This window comes from Mucilaginibacter phyllosphaerae, from assembly GCF_004378255.1.
In the GTDB taxonomy this organism is placed as follows: domain Bacteria; phylum Bacteroidota; class Bacteroidia; order Sphingobacteriales; family Sphingobacteriaceae; genus Mucilaginibacter; species Mucilaginibacter phyllosphaerae.
On record NZ_SNQG01000001.1, the window covers coordinates 450,722 to 467,751 of the forward strand.

Genomic DNA, 17,030 nt, shown 5'->3' on the forward strand with positions numbered 1-17,030 from the left:
ATGAAAAAGATAACATTAATCATAACCGTATTGATGGTGGCAGCAACCATTTTTACCGGGTGCAAAAAATTTGTTGATATTGATACACCCAAAACAGAACTGCTTACCTCTGATGCATTTACCAAAGATAACTCGGCAACATCGGCAGTTTTGGGGATCTACGCCAACATGCTTAACGATCGTAGTTTTGTAAACAGCGGCATTACCATTTATGGCGGCCTTTCTGCCGATGAGCTGCTGCCGCAATCACAGGACCCACTACTAATGCAATTTCAGCAAAACCAATTGTTACCTGCAAACAGTAATGTAAACAGCATGTGGGCCGGCGCCTATCAAAACATGACGCAGATAAACACCTGCATTATCGGCCTGGAAGCCAGCACCAAACTTACGGCATCTATAAAAACACAACTACTGGGCGAGGCAAAATTTGCCCGGGCATTTACTAATTTTTACCTGGTGAATTTTTGGGGGAATGTGCCATTGGTAACCACAACCAGTTACACTAAAAATACCACCATTACCCAAAGCAAACCGGCTGATGTGTATGCTGCCATCATAGCCGATTTAAAGGAAGCACAATCTTTACTGAATGAAACATACCCTACAGATGGCCATGCAAGGCCAAACAAATGGGCTGCTACCGCATTGCTGGCAAGGGTTTATCTTTACACAAATGATTATGCTAATGCCGAAAAAGAAGCATCAGCAGTGATCGCATCCGGCACCTACGGCCCGCTGCCATCTCTAAACGATGCCTTTCTTAAAGATAGTAAAGAAGCTATCTGGCAGCTTTTACAAAATAATAATTATTCGGCTACTAATGAGGGGTACACATTCCAATCATCCGTGCCTTATGGTTATGTTGATTATTCGCTTACCAAAAACCTGATAAATAGCTTTGAAACCGGCGATAACCGTAAAACGGCCTGGATAAACAGCATCAGTTATAACAGCGAAACTTTTTATTACCCCTTTAAGTATAAGGACAGGGGCGATTATGATGCACCCGTTAAAGAAACCTATATTATGCTGCGTTTGGCCGAGCAGTACCTGATACGGGCAGAAGCCAGGGCGCAGTTAGATAAAACAGCTGATGCGCAGGCCGACCTTAACATCATTCGTGAACGTGCAGGCCTTTCAAACTTTACAGGCACCGGCAAAACTATATTACTGGCAGCTATAGCTACCGAGAACAGGCATGAATTTATGACAGAATGGGGGCACCGGTGGCTCGATCTGAAAAGGACCGGACAGGCGGATGCCGTACTTTCTGCCCAAAAAACAACCATGAAACCCTCTTCGGTATTGTACCCGATACCCCAAACAGAGATCAACTTAAATAATAAACTAATCCAGAACCCCGGTTACTAATCAATTACAAAATAATAAACCCACACGCAGTTTTAGGGCTGTGCGCGGGTTTGCTATTGCTAAATTTTTATACTGATGACCCCCATTTTAAAAATAGATAACCTATCGCACAGGTATAGTAAGGCCTGGGCAATCACCAATATCCAGCTGGAAATTAACCAAACAGGCATTTTGGGCTTGCTTGGCTCTAACGGGGCAGGCAAATCCACCACCATGAATATTATGTGCGGGGTATTGAACCAAACCGAAGGACGGGTTTTAATAGAGGGTGTAGATATGCGCACAAACCCCGAAGAAGCCAAAAAAAAGATCGGCTTTTTGCCACAGAACGCGCCACTGTATATGGACCTTACCGTTGATGAATATTTAAACCACTGCGCCTGGCTCAGGCTGATGGATAAAAACACCATCCCATCGGCATTGCAGGAAGTAAAAGAAAGATGCGGTATAAGCCATTTTAGCAACAGGCTTATCGGTAATTTATCGGGCGGTTACCGCCAGCGGGTAGGCATTGCCCAGGCTATTATTCACCGGCCACAGCTGGTAGTACTGGATGAACCGACCAACGGGCTCGATCCGAACCAAATAATTGAGGTTAGGGCGCTGATAAAAGAAATAGCGGTTGACAGGGCCGTTATATTTTCATCGCATATTTTATCAGAAGTGCAGGTGCTATGTAAGGATATTGTGATGATTGAGGGAGGCAAAATTGTTTTTACCGATACCATGGATGCCTTTAACAATTACATAAAACCCCACAGCGCATTGGTAACGATGGAAAACCCGCCTACAACGGCTGATCTGTTAAACATACCGGGCATTACCCAGGCAAACTTTTTAACAGATAACCAGGCCAGGGTATTCTTTAACGATCAGCAGCAGATCACCGAAAAGATCATTGAAATAAGCGTGCAAAAAGGTTGGCGACTCACCGAAATAACCCTCGATAAAACCTCCATCGACGAAATTTTTGCACAGCTTTCAAACAAAATACCCAAACAAAACTAAATGAAAACTACTATAAAAATTGCTAAGTTAGAGCTTAGTTTGCTGTTCTACTCCCCCATTGCCTGGTTTTTATCTGTGGTATTTATATTTCAGTGTGGGTTGCTTTACACCTCGCAGATAGAAACATTCCTTACCTATCAAAACATTGGGGGCGATATGCTCCACAATCTCAGTTTTTTAACCTCAAATGTTTTCGGCATGCGATCCGGCCTTTACGGCGATGTGCTTAACAAGGTTTACCTGTACCTGCCTTTATTAACCATGGGCCTCATCAGCCGTGAAATAAGCAGCGGCACTATCAAACTGCTGTATTCATCCCCGGTTAAGATCAGGCAGATCGTATTAGGCAAGTTTGCATCCTTAATGGTTTATAATTTATTGCTTGTTGCAGTGCTGGCAATATTTGTGCTTACAGCAACTTTCAACATAAAGCATGCAGATACCGGCTTGTTGCTGGCCGGGCTGCTGGCCATATATCTGTTGCTTTGCGCCTATGCCGCCATTGGTTTGTTTATGTCATGCCTCACATCTTACCAGATAGTTGCGGCTATAAGTACGCTGGTTGTTTTTGCTATTTTAGCTTACATCGGTAATGTTGGGCAAAACATGGCAGCATTCCGTAGCCTCAGCTATTTCCTGTCTATGAATGGCCGGGCCGAAAAGATCATTTACGGCTTAATAAATACCAAGGATGTTGCTTACTTTATCATAATAATTTGCTTGTTCCTGGCTTTTAGCATCATTAAACTGCATGCCGCACGCGAAACAAAAGCAGCAAACCGCATTATCGCCGGGCGTTACCTATTAGTTTTATTTTTAGGTATTGTAGCAGGTTATCTAACCTCTTTACCCGGTTTTATAGGTTATTATGACCCTACTGCCCATCAGTCGCAAACACTTACTCCAAGTACGCAAAAGGTTTTAAAAGACATTGGCGACGCCCCGCTGCAGATCACTTCCTACATTAACCTGCTCGATCAGCGGTTTGGAATGGGCGCCCCCTCCTTTCGTAATTACGAAAAAGAGCGCTGGGAGCCATATTTAAGGTTTAAACCCAATATTACTTTTAAATATGTGTATTACTACGATGAGCCAAGCGCCGACCAGCAGCTGCACCGCAATTACCCCGGTAAAACGCTAAAACAAATTGCCGAACAAAGCGCAAAGTCCTGGAAACTTGATATTAACGATTTTAAGTCGCCTCAGGAGATCCGTAAAATAATTGATCTGAAGCCCGAGCTTAACCGCTACGTCATGCAGCTTACTTATAAGGGCCGCAGCACCTTCCTGCGCCTGTTTGACGATCAGCTGCAATTCCCCTCAGAAACCGAAACCAGCGCTGCCTTAAAACGCCTTACCGTAAAACTGCCAAAAGTATTATTTGCACAAGGCGATTTTGAGCGCAGCATAAACAAACTCAGCGACAAGGACTATGGATCCTTTGTAAGCCAGATAGTTAACCGCAACGCTATGGTAAACCAGGGCTTCGATACCGATAGTATCAACCTGTCCAGACAAACCATTCCGCAGGATATTTCGGCCCTGGTAATTGCCGATCCAAAGATTGCCTTTAAACCTGCTGTATTAGCTAAGATCCATCAGTATATCAATAACGGGGGCAATTTACTGGTAGCTACAGAACCGGGTAAACAGGCCATTATCAACCCGCTTATCAATCCATTGGGAATCAGCCTGATGAATGGCATTATCATACAAAAAAGCAAGGATCTTGGCCCTGATGTGGTGATGGCTGCTTTAACCCCCAAGGCAGCAGGGTTATCGCAGTCGCTAAAATATGATTTGGATAAACAGGTAAAAATAAGCATGCCCGGTGCGGCAGGTTTAACCTATAGCAAAAATAGCTTATATAATATTGATAATCTGTTTGTTACGAATGAAAAAACATCGTGGGTGAGGGCAGATAAACTGATTCCCGACTCTGCCGAAATTGTTTTTGATGCCAAAAATGGCGATAAAAGAATACCGGTACCTACGGCGCTGGCGCTGACCAGGCAGATCAATGGTAAACAACAGCGCATTATGGTTGCAGGGGATGCAGACTTCCTGAGTTCGGCACAGATAAGTGGCTGGGAATCAGCTAACCGCGATTTTTATATGCCTTTAATGGGCTGGTTTACCTATGGCCAATTCCCCATTAACACGAACAGGCCGGCCTCTGAAGACAACCGCTTAAACATAACCGACAACGGCCTTATGTTACTGAAAATCATTTATTTAGGTATTTTACCCGGCCTGATTATACTATGCGGGGCAGGCTTTTTGATCAGCCGGAAAAGAAAATAAATTGAAAATCTTCTTCGTTCTTTATATCAGTTAATAGTTAAGCGCCTGCGTAGAAGACAGGTGCTTTTTTTATTAAAAATCAATTTAGGCAGGCTTTTTCAGCACAAAATGACGACCAAAAATCACCAAAAAACGCCCCTGAATCACCCTCGAAGTAACCATAAATTACCTTTCCGGAGCCCCCGGTCGCCGGCCTTAATTTTCGTTTTGTTTTAAACGGTTTATGATCATGTTTGCCACGGCCTGCACCGTTTGATGGATGATGTCTTCGCATGATCCCCCAAACACTTTCCGGAATTTTAGCTGCTCGCTTAAATAGTAAGCATGCACAAACATGGTGCCCACCGGCTTCTGTTCCGTTTCACTGCCGCCGGGGGTGGTAAGGCCGGTAACGGCCACATAAATATCCGCATCGATAATGCTCGGGAGCCGGCGGGCCATCTCGCGGGTCACCTCTTCAGATTCGGGGGTGAACTGTTCGATCAGGCTTTGCGGTACGCCTAATATGCTTTGCTTTAGCGTTGCATCGTAACAAACAATACTGCCCTTGAGGATCTTGCCCGACTCTGGCGCCAGGGCAAATTCAGAACAGAGCCAGCCTGCCGTGGCGCTTTCTGCAAAGGCGATGGTAAGCCCTTGTTTTGCAAGTAGTTTACTGCATTCCAATATACTTTTTTCTGCCATATATGGTTTACTTTCCGGTTTCTGAATGTGGTGCATCTACCGGTTTTGATTCCGGCGAGCCTTTTTGCCGCAGATAAATGGTTAACACAACGATAGACAGCACCGATAAAAACTCACTTTGCCAGTTCTGGAAGGTTTCGAACCAAAACCTTGGCTCTGCCAGATAGGCGCCAAGCCCCTCTGCCGGTTTCCCTTTGATCAGCTGCTCGCTGTTATGATCCAGCCAACTGCCGTAAAGGTGCATCCACCAGCTAAAAAAGAACAAGGCAAAAAATACGATAGCAAGCGAATTGCTGTAAAGCTTAAGCCACAGCCCGCCTTTACGCACCGGCCAGGGGGCATCTTTGGCTGCCCGGGGTTCGCGGTCTACCTCTTCTGCCTCATCCAGGCTTTTGGATTCTGCCGACCCTTGCTGGCGAAGCCCTACCGTAAGCACCACATATAAAGCCATTTGTAAAAATTCGCTCTGAAAGTTCTCGAACGTTGCCGATACAAAATGCCCCGTATGCAGATAGGCCCCAAACCCAATCTGCGGCGTATGCTCGTCTTTCAATTCCGTATTATACTCCTTCCAGCCGGTAAATGCCTGCGCGCAAAGCGCCAGTATAAATAATAGGATAAACACTATGCTTAACCCGTTGCGATAAAAGATGCCTTTCTTCATGATACGATAGCTGCCATGGCAATAACAGCTTGTTATACCTTGGCCAGGTTTTTAGTGGCCGGGCCTGTTAATACGCAGCCATCAATATTGTAACGGGCGCCATGGCAGGGGCAATCCCAGCTTTTTTCTTCGCTGTTCCAGTTTACAATACAGCCGGCGTGGGTGCATACCGGGTTAAGCGCATGCAGGGTGCCGGCATCATCGCGGTAGGCCGCAACCTTTTTGCCATTAACCTCTACCAGTTTACCGGTGCCCTTTGCCAAACTTTTCAGCGAATCGGTTTCCTCGATACCAAACCTGTCGGCCACAAAACGATAGGCCACATCAGCGTTTTCTTTTACAAATTCGGTAAAGCTGTCTACAGGTTTAACCCGGCCGGGACTAAACAATTTTTGGTATTTGCTCCCTTTGCCGCTTATCAGGCCGGCCAGTATCTGCCCGGCAACACTGCCCAGCATCATCCCGTTACCGTTGTAGCCTGTAGCGCAGTAAATGCCATCTGCCGCCAGCGGCATCTGCCCTATATATGGCAAGCCGTCTGCCGGTACATAGTACTGGCTTGACCACCGGTACGCTACTTCGGCCACCTCATAATACTTGCGGGTGTACTCCTCCAGGCCGGCAAAAGCCTTTTCGGCATCCTCATGTCCGGTTTTATGATCCAGGCCGCCAACCAGTAAAAGTTGTTCCCCTGCTATGCGGTGTGTCCTTACATAATGGTAGGGTTCCTGGCTATCGTAGATCAGTGCATCCGGGTAATTAGCATCCTTCAGCTTTACGGCCAGTACATAACTGCGGTAGGGCGCACACTCAAAATTTAAAACGTTAATGTTGGGCGGCAGGTGCGTAGCATAGGCCACGGCCTTCGCTTTGATCTTAATCTCCCCGCTTTCGGCCGTATGCGTATCGCCTGCTGTTGTGATACCGGTAATCAGCGTATCCTGCAAAATCACACCGCCTAAAGCAATAAAAGCCTTTTGTAAACCCTGCAGATAATTTAATGGCTGAAACTGCGCCTGCCCCTCCCAAAGCAGGGCCTTTTTAAACGGCACTGGTGTAGGCACCTCTGCTGTATAAGCAACCGGCACGCCCACCTTGGCGGCGCCCTGGAAAATATCATTCAGCATTTTGGCTTCTTCTTCGGTTTCGGCATACAGGTAACCGTTCTTCACCTCGTAATCGCAATCTATCTTCAGCTCCTCAATGTTTGTTTTGATCAGGTCAAAGCCATCCTGTATGGCTGCTGCAAACAATTGGGCACCTGCTTCGCCAAAGGCGCTTTCCGCCTCGCTGTAAGTGGTATCGGCAAAGGTGTTAATGTGGGCGCTGGTGCCGCCTGTAGTACCAAAACCAGGCGTATGTGCCTCTGCTATCAGGGTTTTCTTCCCTGCTTTTTGTAAAAGCAGCGCAGCGGTAAGGCCGGTTATTCCGCCGCCAACAATTAAAGCATCATAAACCGCGCCGGGGTCAAAAACACCCGCCTCATCCATTAATGTTAAGCCTGTTTGCCATGGGCTGTGCTGCGCACCATCCCTTAATACAGCTTGCTTTTTTGTGTTTGCCATATGTTAATTACAAAATCAGACCCTGATGTGTTTGATAAATTTTAATATTATTAAACAATATATTTTCCTACAAGTTAATATAACATACTAATAATAAAAATAAAGCATGAAAGCAGCCGTATTTCACAAACCAGGCGACATCCGTTATGATACCGTAGCAGACCCGCGCATCGAACAGGATACCGATGTTATTTTAAAAGTTACCTCTACCGCCATTTGCGGTTCAGACCTGCACATCCTTAGCGGCGGCGTGCCGCAAACCCACCCCATGGTAATGGGCCACGAGTTTATGGGGATTGTAGAAGAAGTGGGCAAAGGCGTAAGCAAATTAAAAAAGGGCGACCGCGTGGTGGTACCCTTCCCGATAGCCTGCGGGCATTGCTTTTTTTGCACCCACGGCTCGTCCCCGGCCTGCGAAAACTCCAACTATAAGCATTATGGCCCCAATGGCGATATGGCCGACCAGAAAGGCGCTGCCCTGTTTGGCTATACCGACCTGTATGGCGGTTACTCGGGCGGGCAGGCAGAGTATGTGCGGGTGCCTTATGCAGATATCAGCCCGCGCATCGTGCCCGATAATATGAGCGATGAACAGGTATTGTTCCTAACGGATATCTTCCCCACGGGCTGGTCGGCTATTGATTGGGCGCAGCTTAAGGGCGGCGAGGTGGTTGCCATATTCGGCTCGGGCCCGGTAGGGCTCATGGCGCAAAAAGCCGCCTGGTTAAACGGCGCGGGCCGGGTTATCGCTATCGACCCACTAAACTATCGCCTGGAAAAAGCAAGGGCGGTTAACAAAGTAGAAACACTTAACCCCGACGAAGTAGATGTGGTGGAAGCGATACGATCGATGACGGGCGGGCGGGGTGCCGATGTTTGTGTGGATGCCGTAGGCTTTGAGCCCGAACGCAACCTGGTGGATAAAGCCAAAGCACTGTTTAATTTTGAGGTGGGCAGTATGAAGATACTGGATATGGCCTTTAAGACGGTGCGCCGTATGGGTACCGTATCTATTATGGGTGTATATGGCTCTACCTATGATAATTTCCCGCTGCACCGCCTGTTTGATAAAGGCATTACGCTGAAAATGGGCCAGGCGCCCGTGCTGAATTATATAGACCACCTGATAGGCCTGGTTAAGGAAGAAAAAGTAGTGCTGGATGATATTATTACCCACACCCTGCCACTAAGCGAGGTAACGCACGGATACGACATTTTTGATAAAAAAGAAGAAGACTGCGTAAAGGTGGTGCTTAAGCCCTGGGAACAAACCAAGCCGACCGACAACACCAAACCGGTTGAAATTGAAAACTAAAACAAACTATACGATGGAAAATCAAAGAAAAACAGCACTGATAACAGGCGCCACTAATGGTATTGGCTATGAACTGGCCAGGCTTTTTGCTAAAGATAAGTATAACCTGATAATTGTTGCCCGCACGCAGGCCGAACTGGACAGCAAGGCGGCAGAGTTTAGGCAGATGGGTGTAGAAGTAACCGCCATTGCCAAAGATCTTTCTAAAATGGAAGAGGCACAAGCGCTTTGCAGCGAGGTTGCCCAGCAGGTTGATGTTTTGGTGAACGATGCCGGGCAGGGTGTTTACGGCCTATTTAAAGATACCGACCTGCAGCGCGAACTGGACATTATCCATTTAAATATCTGCGCCACCGTTATTTTAACCAAGCACTTTGTAAAACAAATGGCTGCCCGCGGCGAAGGTAAAATACTCAATTTAGGGTCGATTGCCGGCAAACTGCCCGGCCCTTGGCAGGCGGTGTACCATGCTACCAAAGCCTTTGTACTCTCTTTCACCACCGCAATCCGCGAAGAAATGAAGGATAGCGGTATTACCTTTACCGCCCTGGTACCCGGTGTTACAGATACCGACTTTTTTAACAAGGCCGGGATGAACGACAGCAAAATTGTACAGGATAAGGATGCCATGGCAAACCCTGCCGATGTGGCGCAGGACGGTTACGAGGCATTAATGGCCGGTGATGACCGGGTGATATCGGGCTTTAAGAACAAGGTACAGGTAAGCGCCGCCAACCTGATGCCCGACAGCGCCGTTGCCCATACCATGAATATGCAGCAGCAACCGGTAGATGAGCAGCCGAACAATTAAAGATCAACCCTAAAATAATAGCCGCCACAGCCTTGCGGCGCTTGCAGGCCGGCAACCGTACCGGCCTGCTTTAACAAACAGGCCGCTTATCTTATCCTATGCAGCAAGAAGATCTAAACCGCTTTGTGGAAGCACAAAAGGGCGATTACGAAACAGCCCTGGCAGAAATTAAGGCGGGTAAAAAACGCAGCCACTGGATGTGGTATATCTTTCCGCAGATGGCGGGGCTGGGATTTTCTGCCCTGTCCAAAAAATACGGTATCCGCGATCTGGGCGAGGCAAGGGCTTACCTGGCGCATCCCCTTCTGGGCCCCAGGCTGGTTGCCGTCAGCAGGCAGTTACTGCAGCTACCGGGTAATAACGCTACACAGATCTTCGGCTCGCCCGATGATCTTAAACTCCGCTCGTGCTTAACCTTATTTGCTTTGGCCTCCCCCGCCCATGAGGTTTTTAACCTGGTTTTAAGCAAATTCTTCGATGGTAAGAAAGACCCACACACGCTTGCGTTTTTAAAAGAGGCGGATAAATCCTAAAACCTTACTGCGGAGCAAATATTTAATCAAATAAATAAATTTTTACCTCAAACTATAATTTAACAAGCTTGTTTAGTTGAAGTTGCATCTATCATACACACGCACTTTAAGATCCAAGCAGACCCGCCGCAACATTTTATTAATTGCATTATTGATTACTAAATTCATAACGGATGTACACATTAGGTATCAACGCGGCCTTTCATGATTCGGCCGCCTGTATCGTCAAAAACGGCATTTTGCTTGCCGCCACAGAAGAAGAACGCTTTACACATTTTAAACACGGTAAACGGCCGGTACCCTTCTCTACCTGGGAGCTGCCCTTCCACGCTATTGATTACTGCCTAAAAGTTGCCGGCATCCATATTAACGAGGTAGACCATATTGCTTACTCGTTTGACCCCTACCTGCTTATTGGCGAGCAATATCGGGGTAAAGAAACTATCGAGATCCCCTTTGAGGAAGGCCGCTCGCACCTGAACGATGAATTTGCCAATCCCTGGGAGCCGCTGTTTTTATCATCCATTATAAACGCCCCCGGGCAGTTAAGGGATGGCTGGCCGCACCATTTGCAGCAGCGTTTTGCGGGCTGCAATATCGGCAGGGAAAAATGGCATTTTGTAGAGCACCACGTGGCACACGCGGCAAGCGCATTCAACTGCTCGCCCCATAAAAACGCCGCCGTGATGACGGTAGACGGGCGCGGCGAACTGGCCACTACCACCTACAGCATAGGCCAGGGCCAGCAGCTGCACCGGATAGGCCAGGTAAACATGCCGCATTCCTTAGGTTTATTGTATGAAGAAGTTACCACCCATCTTGGCTTTCTGCATTCCTCAGATGAATATAAGGTGATGGCGCTGGCATCCTACGGCAAACCCGAATTTGTAAATGATTTTAGGGAGATCATACACATTGGCAACAACGGCCAGTACACCATCAACAATCAAAACCTAACCGGGCGCTTTGGCCCCAAACGCCTGCGCCACGAGGAATTTACCAGCCATCATTTTAACATCGCCCACTCCCTGCAGCTGGTACTGGAAGAGGCCTTGCTGGAACTTACCGGCTGGCTGTACCAGGAAACCGGCGAACAAAACCTTTGCCTTGCCGGCGGCGTGGCGCTTAACTGCGTAGCGAATGCCCGCATCCGCGATAAGGGCTTTTTTAAAAACATTTGGGTGCAGCCGGCATCCGGTGATGACGGTACCGCCCTGGGCGCGGCGCTTTGGGTGGATGCGCAGCAACGTAAAAACGATGAAAAAGCCTTTGTGATGGACCATTGCTACTGGGGCCCGCAGTTTAGCGATGCCGAAATAGAGAAACAGCTGAAGCTTTGGAAAGTGCCCTACCGCAAGGCACACAACATTGCCGAAGAAACTGCCGACATACTGGCACAAGATAAGATCATAGGCTGGTACCAGGGCCGTATGGAGTTTGGGCCCCGCGCGCTGGGCAGCCGGTCTATCCTGGCATCGCCCATCAACCCGGCCATGCAGGCCCGCCTGAATGAAGTGAAGGACCGGGAGGACTTTAGGCCGGTTGCGCCCGTGGTGCTGCAGGAGAAAGCGCACGAGTGGTTTAACCAGGCCGAATACTCGCCCTTTATGCTTTTTATTTACGACGTGAAGGAGGATAAGGCCGATCAGATCCCCGCAGTAAGGCATACGGATGGTACCGCGCGCATCCAAACCATTAATGAGCAGCAGCATAAGGATTATTACGATCTGCTAAAGGCCTTTGAACGCAAAACGGGCGTACCTGTGCTGGTAAACACCTCTTTTAATACGCTGGGCAAACCCATAGTTTGTACCCCCAGGGATGCGGTGGAATGCTTTTGGTCATCGCCTTTTGATGCGCTGGTCATCGGTTCGTTTATTATTGAAAAAGAGATACAGAATGATAATCATATCTATAGTAGTGCCAACCTATCGGCGGCCCAAATTGTTAACGAATTGCCTTAACGCGCTGCTGCAACAAAAATTCGACAAATACAGCTATGAGATAATTGTGGTAAGCGATGGCCCCGATGCCGAAACCGAACAGCTGTTAAACAACTGGAAATGCTACGATCATCCGCAGATGCGTTACCTGCCGCTGCCTCAAAAAAAGGGGCCGGCAGCCGCGCGCAACTATGGCTGGCTGAATGCCAAAGGGCCCATAATTGCCTTTACAGATGATGATTGCCTGCCCGATGCGCACTGGCTGCAGCAACTGGTGGTCAATTGCAATATTAACGATGATGTTGCGCTTACCGGCCGGGTAATTGTGCCTATTGCCAAGCGCCCCACCGATTATGAGCAAAACACGGCGCACCTGCAAACGGCGGATTTTATTACCGCTAACTGTGCCTGCACCAAAAATGCCCTGATCAAGGCAGGGGGGTTTGATGAGCAGTTCAGTATGGCCTGGCGCGAAGACAGCGACCTGGAGTTTAAACTGCTGAATAATAATATCCCCATTAAAAAAGTAGCTACTGCTGTGGTTGTGCACCCCGTACGCGCAGCAGCATGGGGGGTAAGCATTAAAGAGCAAAAAAAAACGATGTTTAATGCATTGCTTTACAAAAAGTACCCGCGGCTTTACCGTAAAAAGATAAGCCATACCACACCGGTGCTTTACTATGGCATTATTGCCGGCTTTATAATACTGCTGGCCGGGCTGATTACCGGGCAGCCTGTTTTAAAAATAACCGGCGCTGCAGCCTGGCTGGGCTTAACCGGCTACTTTGTTGTTAAAAGGCTGTACACCACCAGGCTTTCGGTAAACCACGTTTGCGAAATGGTGGTTACTTCTTTTATTATCCCATTCCTGTCGGTGTTTTGGCAATGGTATGGTGCCGTAAAATACCGTGTATTATTTATATGAAGCTACAATGAAATTACCCGCACACCAGATCAAAAAGATAGCCGTATTCCGCGCCTTGCAGTTAGGCGATATGCTTTGCGCCGTACCGGCTTTTAAGGCTTTGCGCCACGCCTGCCCAAACGCACAGATAACCCTGATAGGGCTGCCCTGGGCCAAAACATTTACCGACAGATTCAGCGCTTATTTTGACGGCTTCGTAAGCTTCCCCGGGTACCCCGGGCTGCCCGAGCAGGAATTAGACCCGGCCGCATTCACGGCTTTTTTGGGCAATGTGCAGGCGATGCAGTTTGATCTGGCTATCCAGATGCAGGGTAATGGATCTGTAGTTAACCCGATGGTGGAACTATTTGGTGCCAAATTTACAGCCGGGTATGCTACCGAGGGCCATTATGCACCGGATAACGGGTTATTTATGCCCTACCCCGACTACGGGCACGAGATTGATCGCCATCTGGCCCTGATGGAGTTTCTGGGCATGCCATCACAGGGGAGCGACCTGGAGTATCCCTTAACCACGGCAGATTATGATGCGCTGGATGCCTTAAACCTGGGTATAGCGCCCCAAAGGTATATTTGCATCCACCCCGGATCCAGGGGCGGGTGGCGGCAATGGCCGGTTAAATACTTTGCCGCCCTTGCCGATTACTGTGTGGAGCAGGGGTACAAAGCCGTGCTTACCGGCACCCAGAATGAAGCCGGTATCATTGATGCGGTTATCGGGCATATGCGTTATGAGTGCATCAACGCGGCGGGTAAAACATCTATGGGCGCCGTGGGCGCGCTGATCAAAAATGCCGCCATGCTCATCTCTAACTGTACCGGCGTATCGCATATTGCCTCGGCGTTTAAAACACCCAGCATCGTGATCAGTATGGATGGCGAGCCGCAGCGCTGGGGGCCGCTCGATAAACGGGTGCACCGCACCATCAACTGGCTTCAATCGCCAGATTTTCATTCTGTTTTCCGGGAAACGGTAGAGCTGGTAAGCCTGGCGAGTTAAGCAGTTCATCAACCGCCCTAATAATATCATCGGCTGCAGGCATCAAAGCGGGCACGTTATAATGTGTTTTATTAACATAGGCAATCACCTCATTCTTGCTGCGCAGCTGCACGGGCACCGCAAATTCCAACACCCGGCATGGCACGCCCCAGGGGGTATGCTGGGGGTTGGTTTGGGCATACAAAACAACTACCGGCGTACCAACCGCAGCAGCAATATGTATGCTGCCGGTATTTACCGATAGCATTACCGGCGTATGTTTTACCAGGCAAATGTATTCGTGCAGGCTAAACATGCCGCCCAGTGATACGCTGCCGGCACCTGTTAAACCGGCAAGTTCATCTGTAAGTTGCCGCTCTGCCGGTGACCCGGTTATCAGGATCTGGAAACCCTTTTCTGTGATCAGTTTGCGGGCTGCTTCCGCCCATTGGGTTGTGGGGTAGGCGCGCTTTTTTTCGCTTACGCCGGGGTGCAATATCAACCACGGCCTGGTAACATCTATGCCGGCAGCAGTTAGCTTTTGGGCTACGGGCTGCCATGCGGTATCGCTAACCTGCAGCTGCAAGGCAGGGTTAGTTGTAAAAGCGCCCACTGCTGCAACCAGGTCCAGGTCGCGGCGCACCTGGTGCTTTATAAAACTGTACGGTTCCTGGTCGGGCAGCCAATCGGTTAATAAATGGTAGGGATTTTCGCGGCAATAAGCCAGTATTTTGGGGATGCCTGCCAGGTAGGCCAGCATAGCGGTTGGTAAAGGGTTTTGGCTGTACACGGTAAATATAACCGCGGCATCAAACTGCTTTTTTTTCAGGGCAGCCACCACTTCGTTAAACCCTTCGGCATCAGGCAGGGCGGCAGTTTTAACCCAGGGAAGATCATAAATAATGGCATCGTCAATTTCGGGCATGTGCCGGATAATGCCCTTTGCCATAGATGAGGTTAATACCGTTATCCTGGCGCCAAAGGTAGTTTTAAGCGCACGTATGGCCGGGCCGGTCATGATCAGGTCGCCCATGTTATCCGGCCGGATGCACAGTATGTTTTTACACCCCTGCCAGCTCATGTTTGTTGGTTAACAATAAACCTTCGGCGGCTTCGTCAATGGTTTTACATACCAGTGCTGGCCGGCGGTAAGGCCCGCTAACCCATTCGGTTTCGTTGCCATTATCAATTAATACCGTTTTGCAGCCGGCCCGGTTGCCCGCTTCGGCATCGTTCAGGATGTCGCCTATCATCCACGAATCTTTCAGGCTGATGGCATGGTCGGCGGCGGCCCTTAACAACATGCCCGGCAAGGGCTTGCGGCAATTGCAGGCAATATTATATCGGGGGATGATCCCTTCCGGGTGATGCGGGCAATAATAAAAGCCGTTTAATGTTAAACCGTTCCTCGTAAATAACTCTTCTATCCTGGCTGCAACTGCAAACAGTTCATGCTCGGGGAAATACCCCCTGGCAACACCCGACTGGTTGGAAATAATGATCAGCTTAAAACCTTCATCCTGCAGTTTTTTAAGGCCGGTAACGGTGTTGTTTTCCAGGGTTATTTTTGCGGGGTCGGTATTGTAGGGGATATCGGGTATCAGTGTACCATCCTTATCTAAAAATATTGCCTTGTTCATGATCAGGCTGCTTGCGAGCGGTTAGGGGTTATTTTGGCAACCGGCTGCATCATTTTATAAACCCTATTGATCTGTTGGGCCACCCTGGCCCAGGTAAAGTGCCGGTTAACGCGTTCAATTGCCTGCTTGCCCATTTCGTATAATCTATCGGGCGCATTAAGCAGATCGCTCACTGCATCTGCCAGTTGTGCCGGGTTATGCGGGTTAACCAGCACCCCTGTTTCGCCATCTTTAACGCTGTATTTAATTCCCCCCACGTTTGAGCCTATAACCGGTGTACCACATGCCATAGCTTCCAGCGGGGTAATGCCAAAAGGCTCGTACCAGGGCGTGGTAATAAATATATCTGATGCCGAATAGTAAAATTTTAGCCGGTTACGATCTTTGCGGCCGGCAAAAATTATTTTTTCGGCCACGCCGTGTTTGCGGGCAATATCCATTAAACGCGCATATTCGGGGCATTTATCCTCTTCCAGGTCTTCGCATTCGCCGCCAACAATCACCAGCCTTACCGGCTTGCTTTTTACATTTATTTGGGCCAGGGCCGCTATTACGTTATCAACCCCTTTGCGCGGCACCATGCGGCCAAGCTGCAGTATAATATGCTCATCCTGCGGCAGCCCCAGTACCCGCCTTGCAGCCTCTTTATCTACAGGGCTAAATTCACTGGCGCTAAAACCGCAGGGCACAATGGCTATTTTATCTTCGGGGGCATTGTAATATTCCATCAGGTCCTGCTTATCCTGCGGGCACTCGGCAATAATCATGCTGGCCTGGCGCACGGCAGCTTCCTCAATAGCCAAACGCGCCACCGGGAATTTATCGGCCCCGGCCTGGTGTATGCGCCTTACATGGCCCAACGCATGAAAAGTAACCGCAAACGGCACACCCAATTCCTTTTTAATACCCATAGCTACCAGGGCCGACATAAAGAAGTTGGCATGTACCAGCGTATAATTAATGCTATGCTTACGTATAAATTTAACCATATTATCCTTAAACTCATCCATATATTGCAGCAGGTCTTCTTTAACCACTGCTGCCTGCGGGCCGGCGTTAATATGAATAACCCTTACACCGCTAACCCAGTTTACCATACCGGCCAAAGCGGCGCTATCCCTGCGTGTAAATACATCTACCAGGTAACCCATAGTGGCCAGATGTTTAGCCAGCTGTGCCACATATACATTTTGCCCCCCGGTATCCACCCCGCCCAGGTTTGCCAGTGGCGAGGCATGTTCGCTTATTAACGCTATTTTTTTTGTTTGATATTTCATAATTATAT

The 17,030-nt window shown here is 48.6% G+C and carries 15 protein-coding genes; 9 read left to right on the forward strand and 6 right to left on the reverse strand.

What is annotated here, in order from left to right:
* From E2R65_RS01725 to E2R65_RS01735, 3 genes are all read left to right on the forward strand, one after another.
* Complete coding sequence (locus E2R65_RS01725) at positions 1-1,374, forward strand: RagB/SusD family nutrient uptake outer membrane protein (protein ID WP_134334746.1); 1,374 nt, start codon at positions 1-3, stop codon at positions 1,372-1,374.
* A 72-nt stretch (positions 1,375-1,446) separates the two neighbouring features.
* A complete protein-coding gene (locus E2R65_RS01730; protein ID WP_134334747.1) occupies positions 1,447-2,382 on the forward strand; it encodes an ABC transporter ATP-binding protein in 936 nt (311 codons plus the stop codon).
* A complete protein-coding gene (locus E2R65_RS01735) occupies positions 2,383-4,686 on the forward strand; it encodes a Gldg family protein (RefSeq protein WP_134334748.1) in 2,304 nt (767 codons plus the stop codon).
* 195 nt (positions 4,687-4,881) lie between these two features.
* On the opposite strand, the gene E2R65_RS01740 is transcribed toward E2R65_RS01735, so the two are convergent.
* From E2R65_RS01740 to E2R65_RS01750, 3 genes are read right to left on the reverse strand one after another with little or no spacing between them, the layout of a single operon-like run.
* The gene (locus E2R65_RS01740; RefSeq protein WP_134334749.1) at positions 4,882-5,370 is read right to left on the reverse strand and encodes a CinA family protein; all 489 of its coding nucleotides are present in this window, start codon (positions 5,368-5,370) and stop codon (positions 4,882-4,884) included.
* 7 nt (positions 5,371-5,377) lie between these two features.
* On the reverse strand, positions 5,378-6,034 hold the full coding sequence (locus tag E2R65_RS01745) for a DUF6766 family protein (protein ID WP_134334750.1): 657 nt from the start codon (positions 6,032-6,034) through the stop codon (positions 5,378-5,380).
* A 32-nt stretch (positions 6,035-6,066) separates the two neighbouring features.
* Positions 6,067-7,599, reverse strand: a complete 1,533-nt coding sequence (locus tag E2R65_RS01750; protein WP_134334751.1) for an FAD-dependent oxidoreductase — start codon at positions 7,597-7,599, stop codon at positions 6,067-6,069.
* Between the two features lie 106 nt (positions 7,600-7,705).
* On the opposite strand from E2R65_RS01750, the gene E2R65_RS01755 reads away from it, so the two are divergent.
* The 6 genes from E2R65_RS01755 to E2R65_RS01780 all read left to right on the forward strand — a co-directional run bounded on the left by E2R65_RS01755 (position 7,706) and on the right by E2R65_RS01780 (position 14,126).
* Positions 7,706-8,914 (forward strand): zinc-dependent alcohol dehydrogenase, encoded by a 1,209-nt coding sequence (locus E2R65_RS01755; RefSeq protein ID WP_134334752.1) that lies wholly within the window; start codon positions 7,706-7,708, stop codon positions 8,912-8,914.
* Between the two features lie 13 nt (positions 8,915-8,927).
* Positions 8,928-9,725 (forward strand): SDR family NAD(P)-dependent oxidoreductase, encoded by a 798-nt coding sequence (locus tag E2R65_RS01760; protein WP_134334753.1) that lies wholly within the window; start codon positions 8,928-8,930, stop codon positions 9,723-9,725.
* Between the two features lie 98 nt (positions 9,726-9,823).
* A complete protein-coding gene (locus E2R65_RS01765; RefSeq protein WP_134334754.1) occupies positions 9,824-10,258 on the forward strand; it encodes a DUF1810 domain-containing protein in 435 nt (144 codons plus the stop codon).
* 173 nt (positions 10,259-10,431) lie between these two features.
* Positions 10,432-12,222 (forward strand): carbamoyltransferase family protein, encoded by a 1,791-nt coding sequence (locus E2R65_RS01770; RefSeq protein ID WP_134334755.1) that lies wholly within the window; start codon positions 10,432-10,434, stop codon positions 12,220-12,222.
* On the forward strand, positions 12,158-13,126 hold the full coding sequence (locus E2R65_RS01775) for a glycosyltransferase family 2 protein (protein WP_134334756.1): 969 nt from the start codon (positions 12,158-12,160) through the stop codon (positions 13,124-13,126). The genes E2R65_RS01770 and E2R65_RS01775 overlap by 65 nt, the downstream gene beginning before the upstream one ends.
* 7 nt (positions 13,127-13,133) lie before the next feature.
* Complete coding sequence (locus E2R65_RS01780; protein ID WP_134334757.1) at positions 13,134-14,126, forward strand: glycosyltransferase family 9 protein; 993 nt, start codon at positions 13,134-13,136, stop codon at positions 14,124-14,126.
* On the opposite strand, the gene E2R65_RS01785 is transcribed toward E2R65_RS01780, so the two are convergent.
* From E2R65_RS01785 to E2R65_RS01795, 3 genes are read right to left on the reverse strand one after another with little or no spacing between them, the layout of a single operon-like run.
* Entirely contained in the window at positions 14,053-15,186 is a 1,134-nt protein-coding gene (locus tag E2R65_RS01785; protein ID WP_134334758.1) for a glycosyltransferase family 9 protein, read from the reverse strand. The two genes, E2R65_RS01780 and E2R65_RS01785, sit on opposite strands and share 74 nt — an antisense overlap.
* Positions 15,167-15,745, reverse strand: coding sequence for a D-glycero-alpha-D-manno-heptose-1,7-bisphosphate 7-phosphatase (locus tag E2R65_RS01790; protein WP_183500303.1), 579 nt, complete (start codon positions 15,743-15,745; stop codon positions 15,167-15,169). The genes E2R65_RS01785 and E2R65_RS01790 overlap by 20 nt, the downstream gene beginning before the upstream one ends.
* Positions 15,746-15,747: 2 nt before the next feature.
* On the reverse strand, positions 15,748-17,022 hold the full coding sequence (locus E2R65_RS01795; RefSeq protein ID WP_134334760.1) for a glycosyltransferase family 4 protein: 1,275 nt from the start codon (positions 17,020-17,022) through the stop codon (positions 15,748-15,750).
* Positions 17,023-17,030 lie beyond the last annotated feature (8 nt).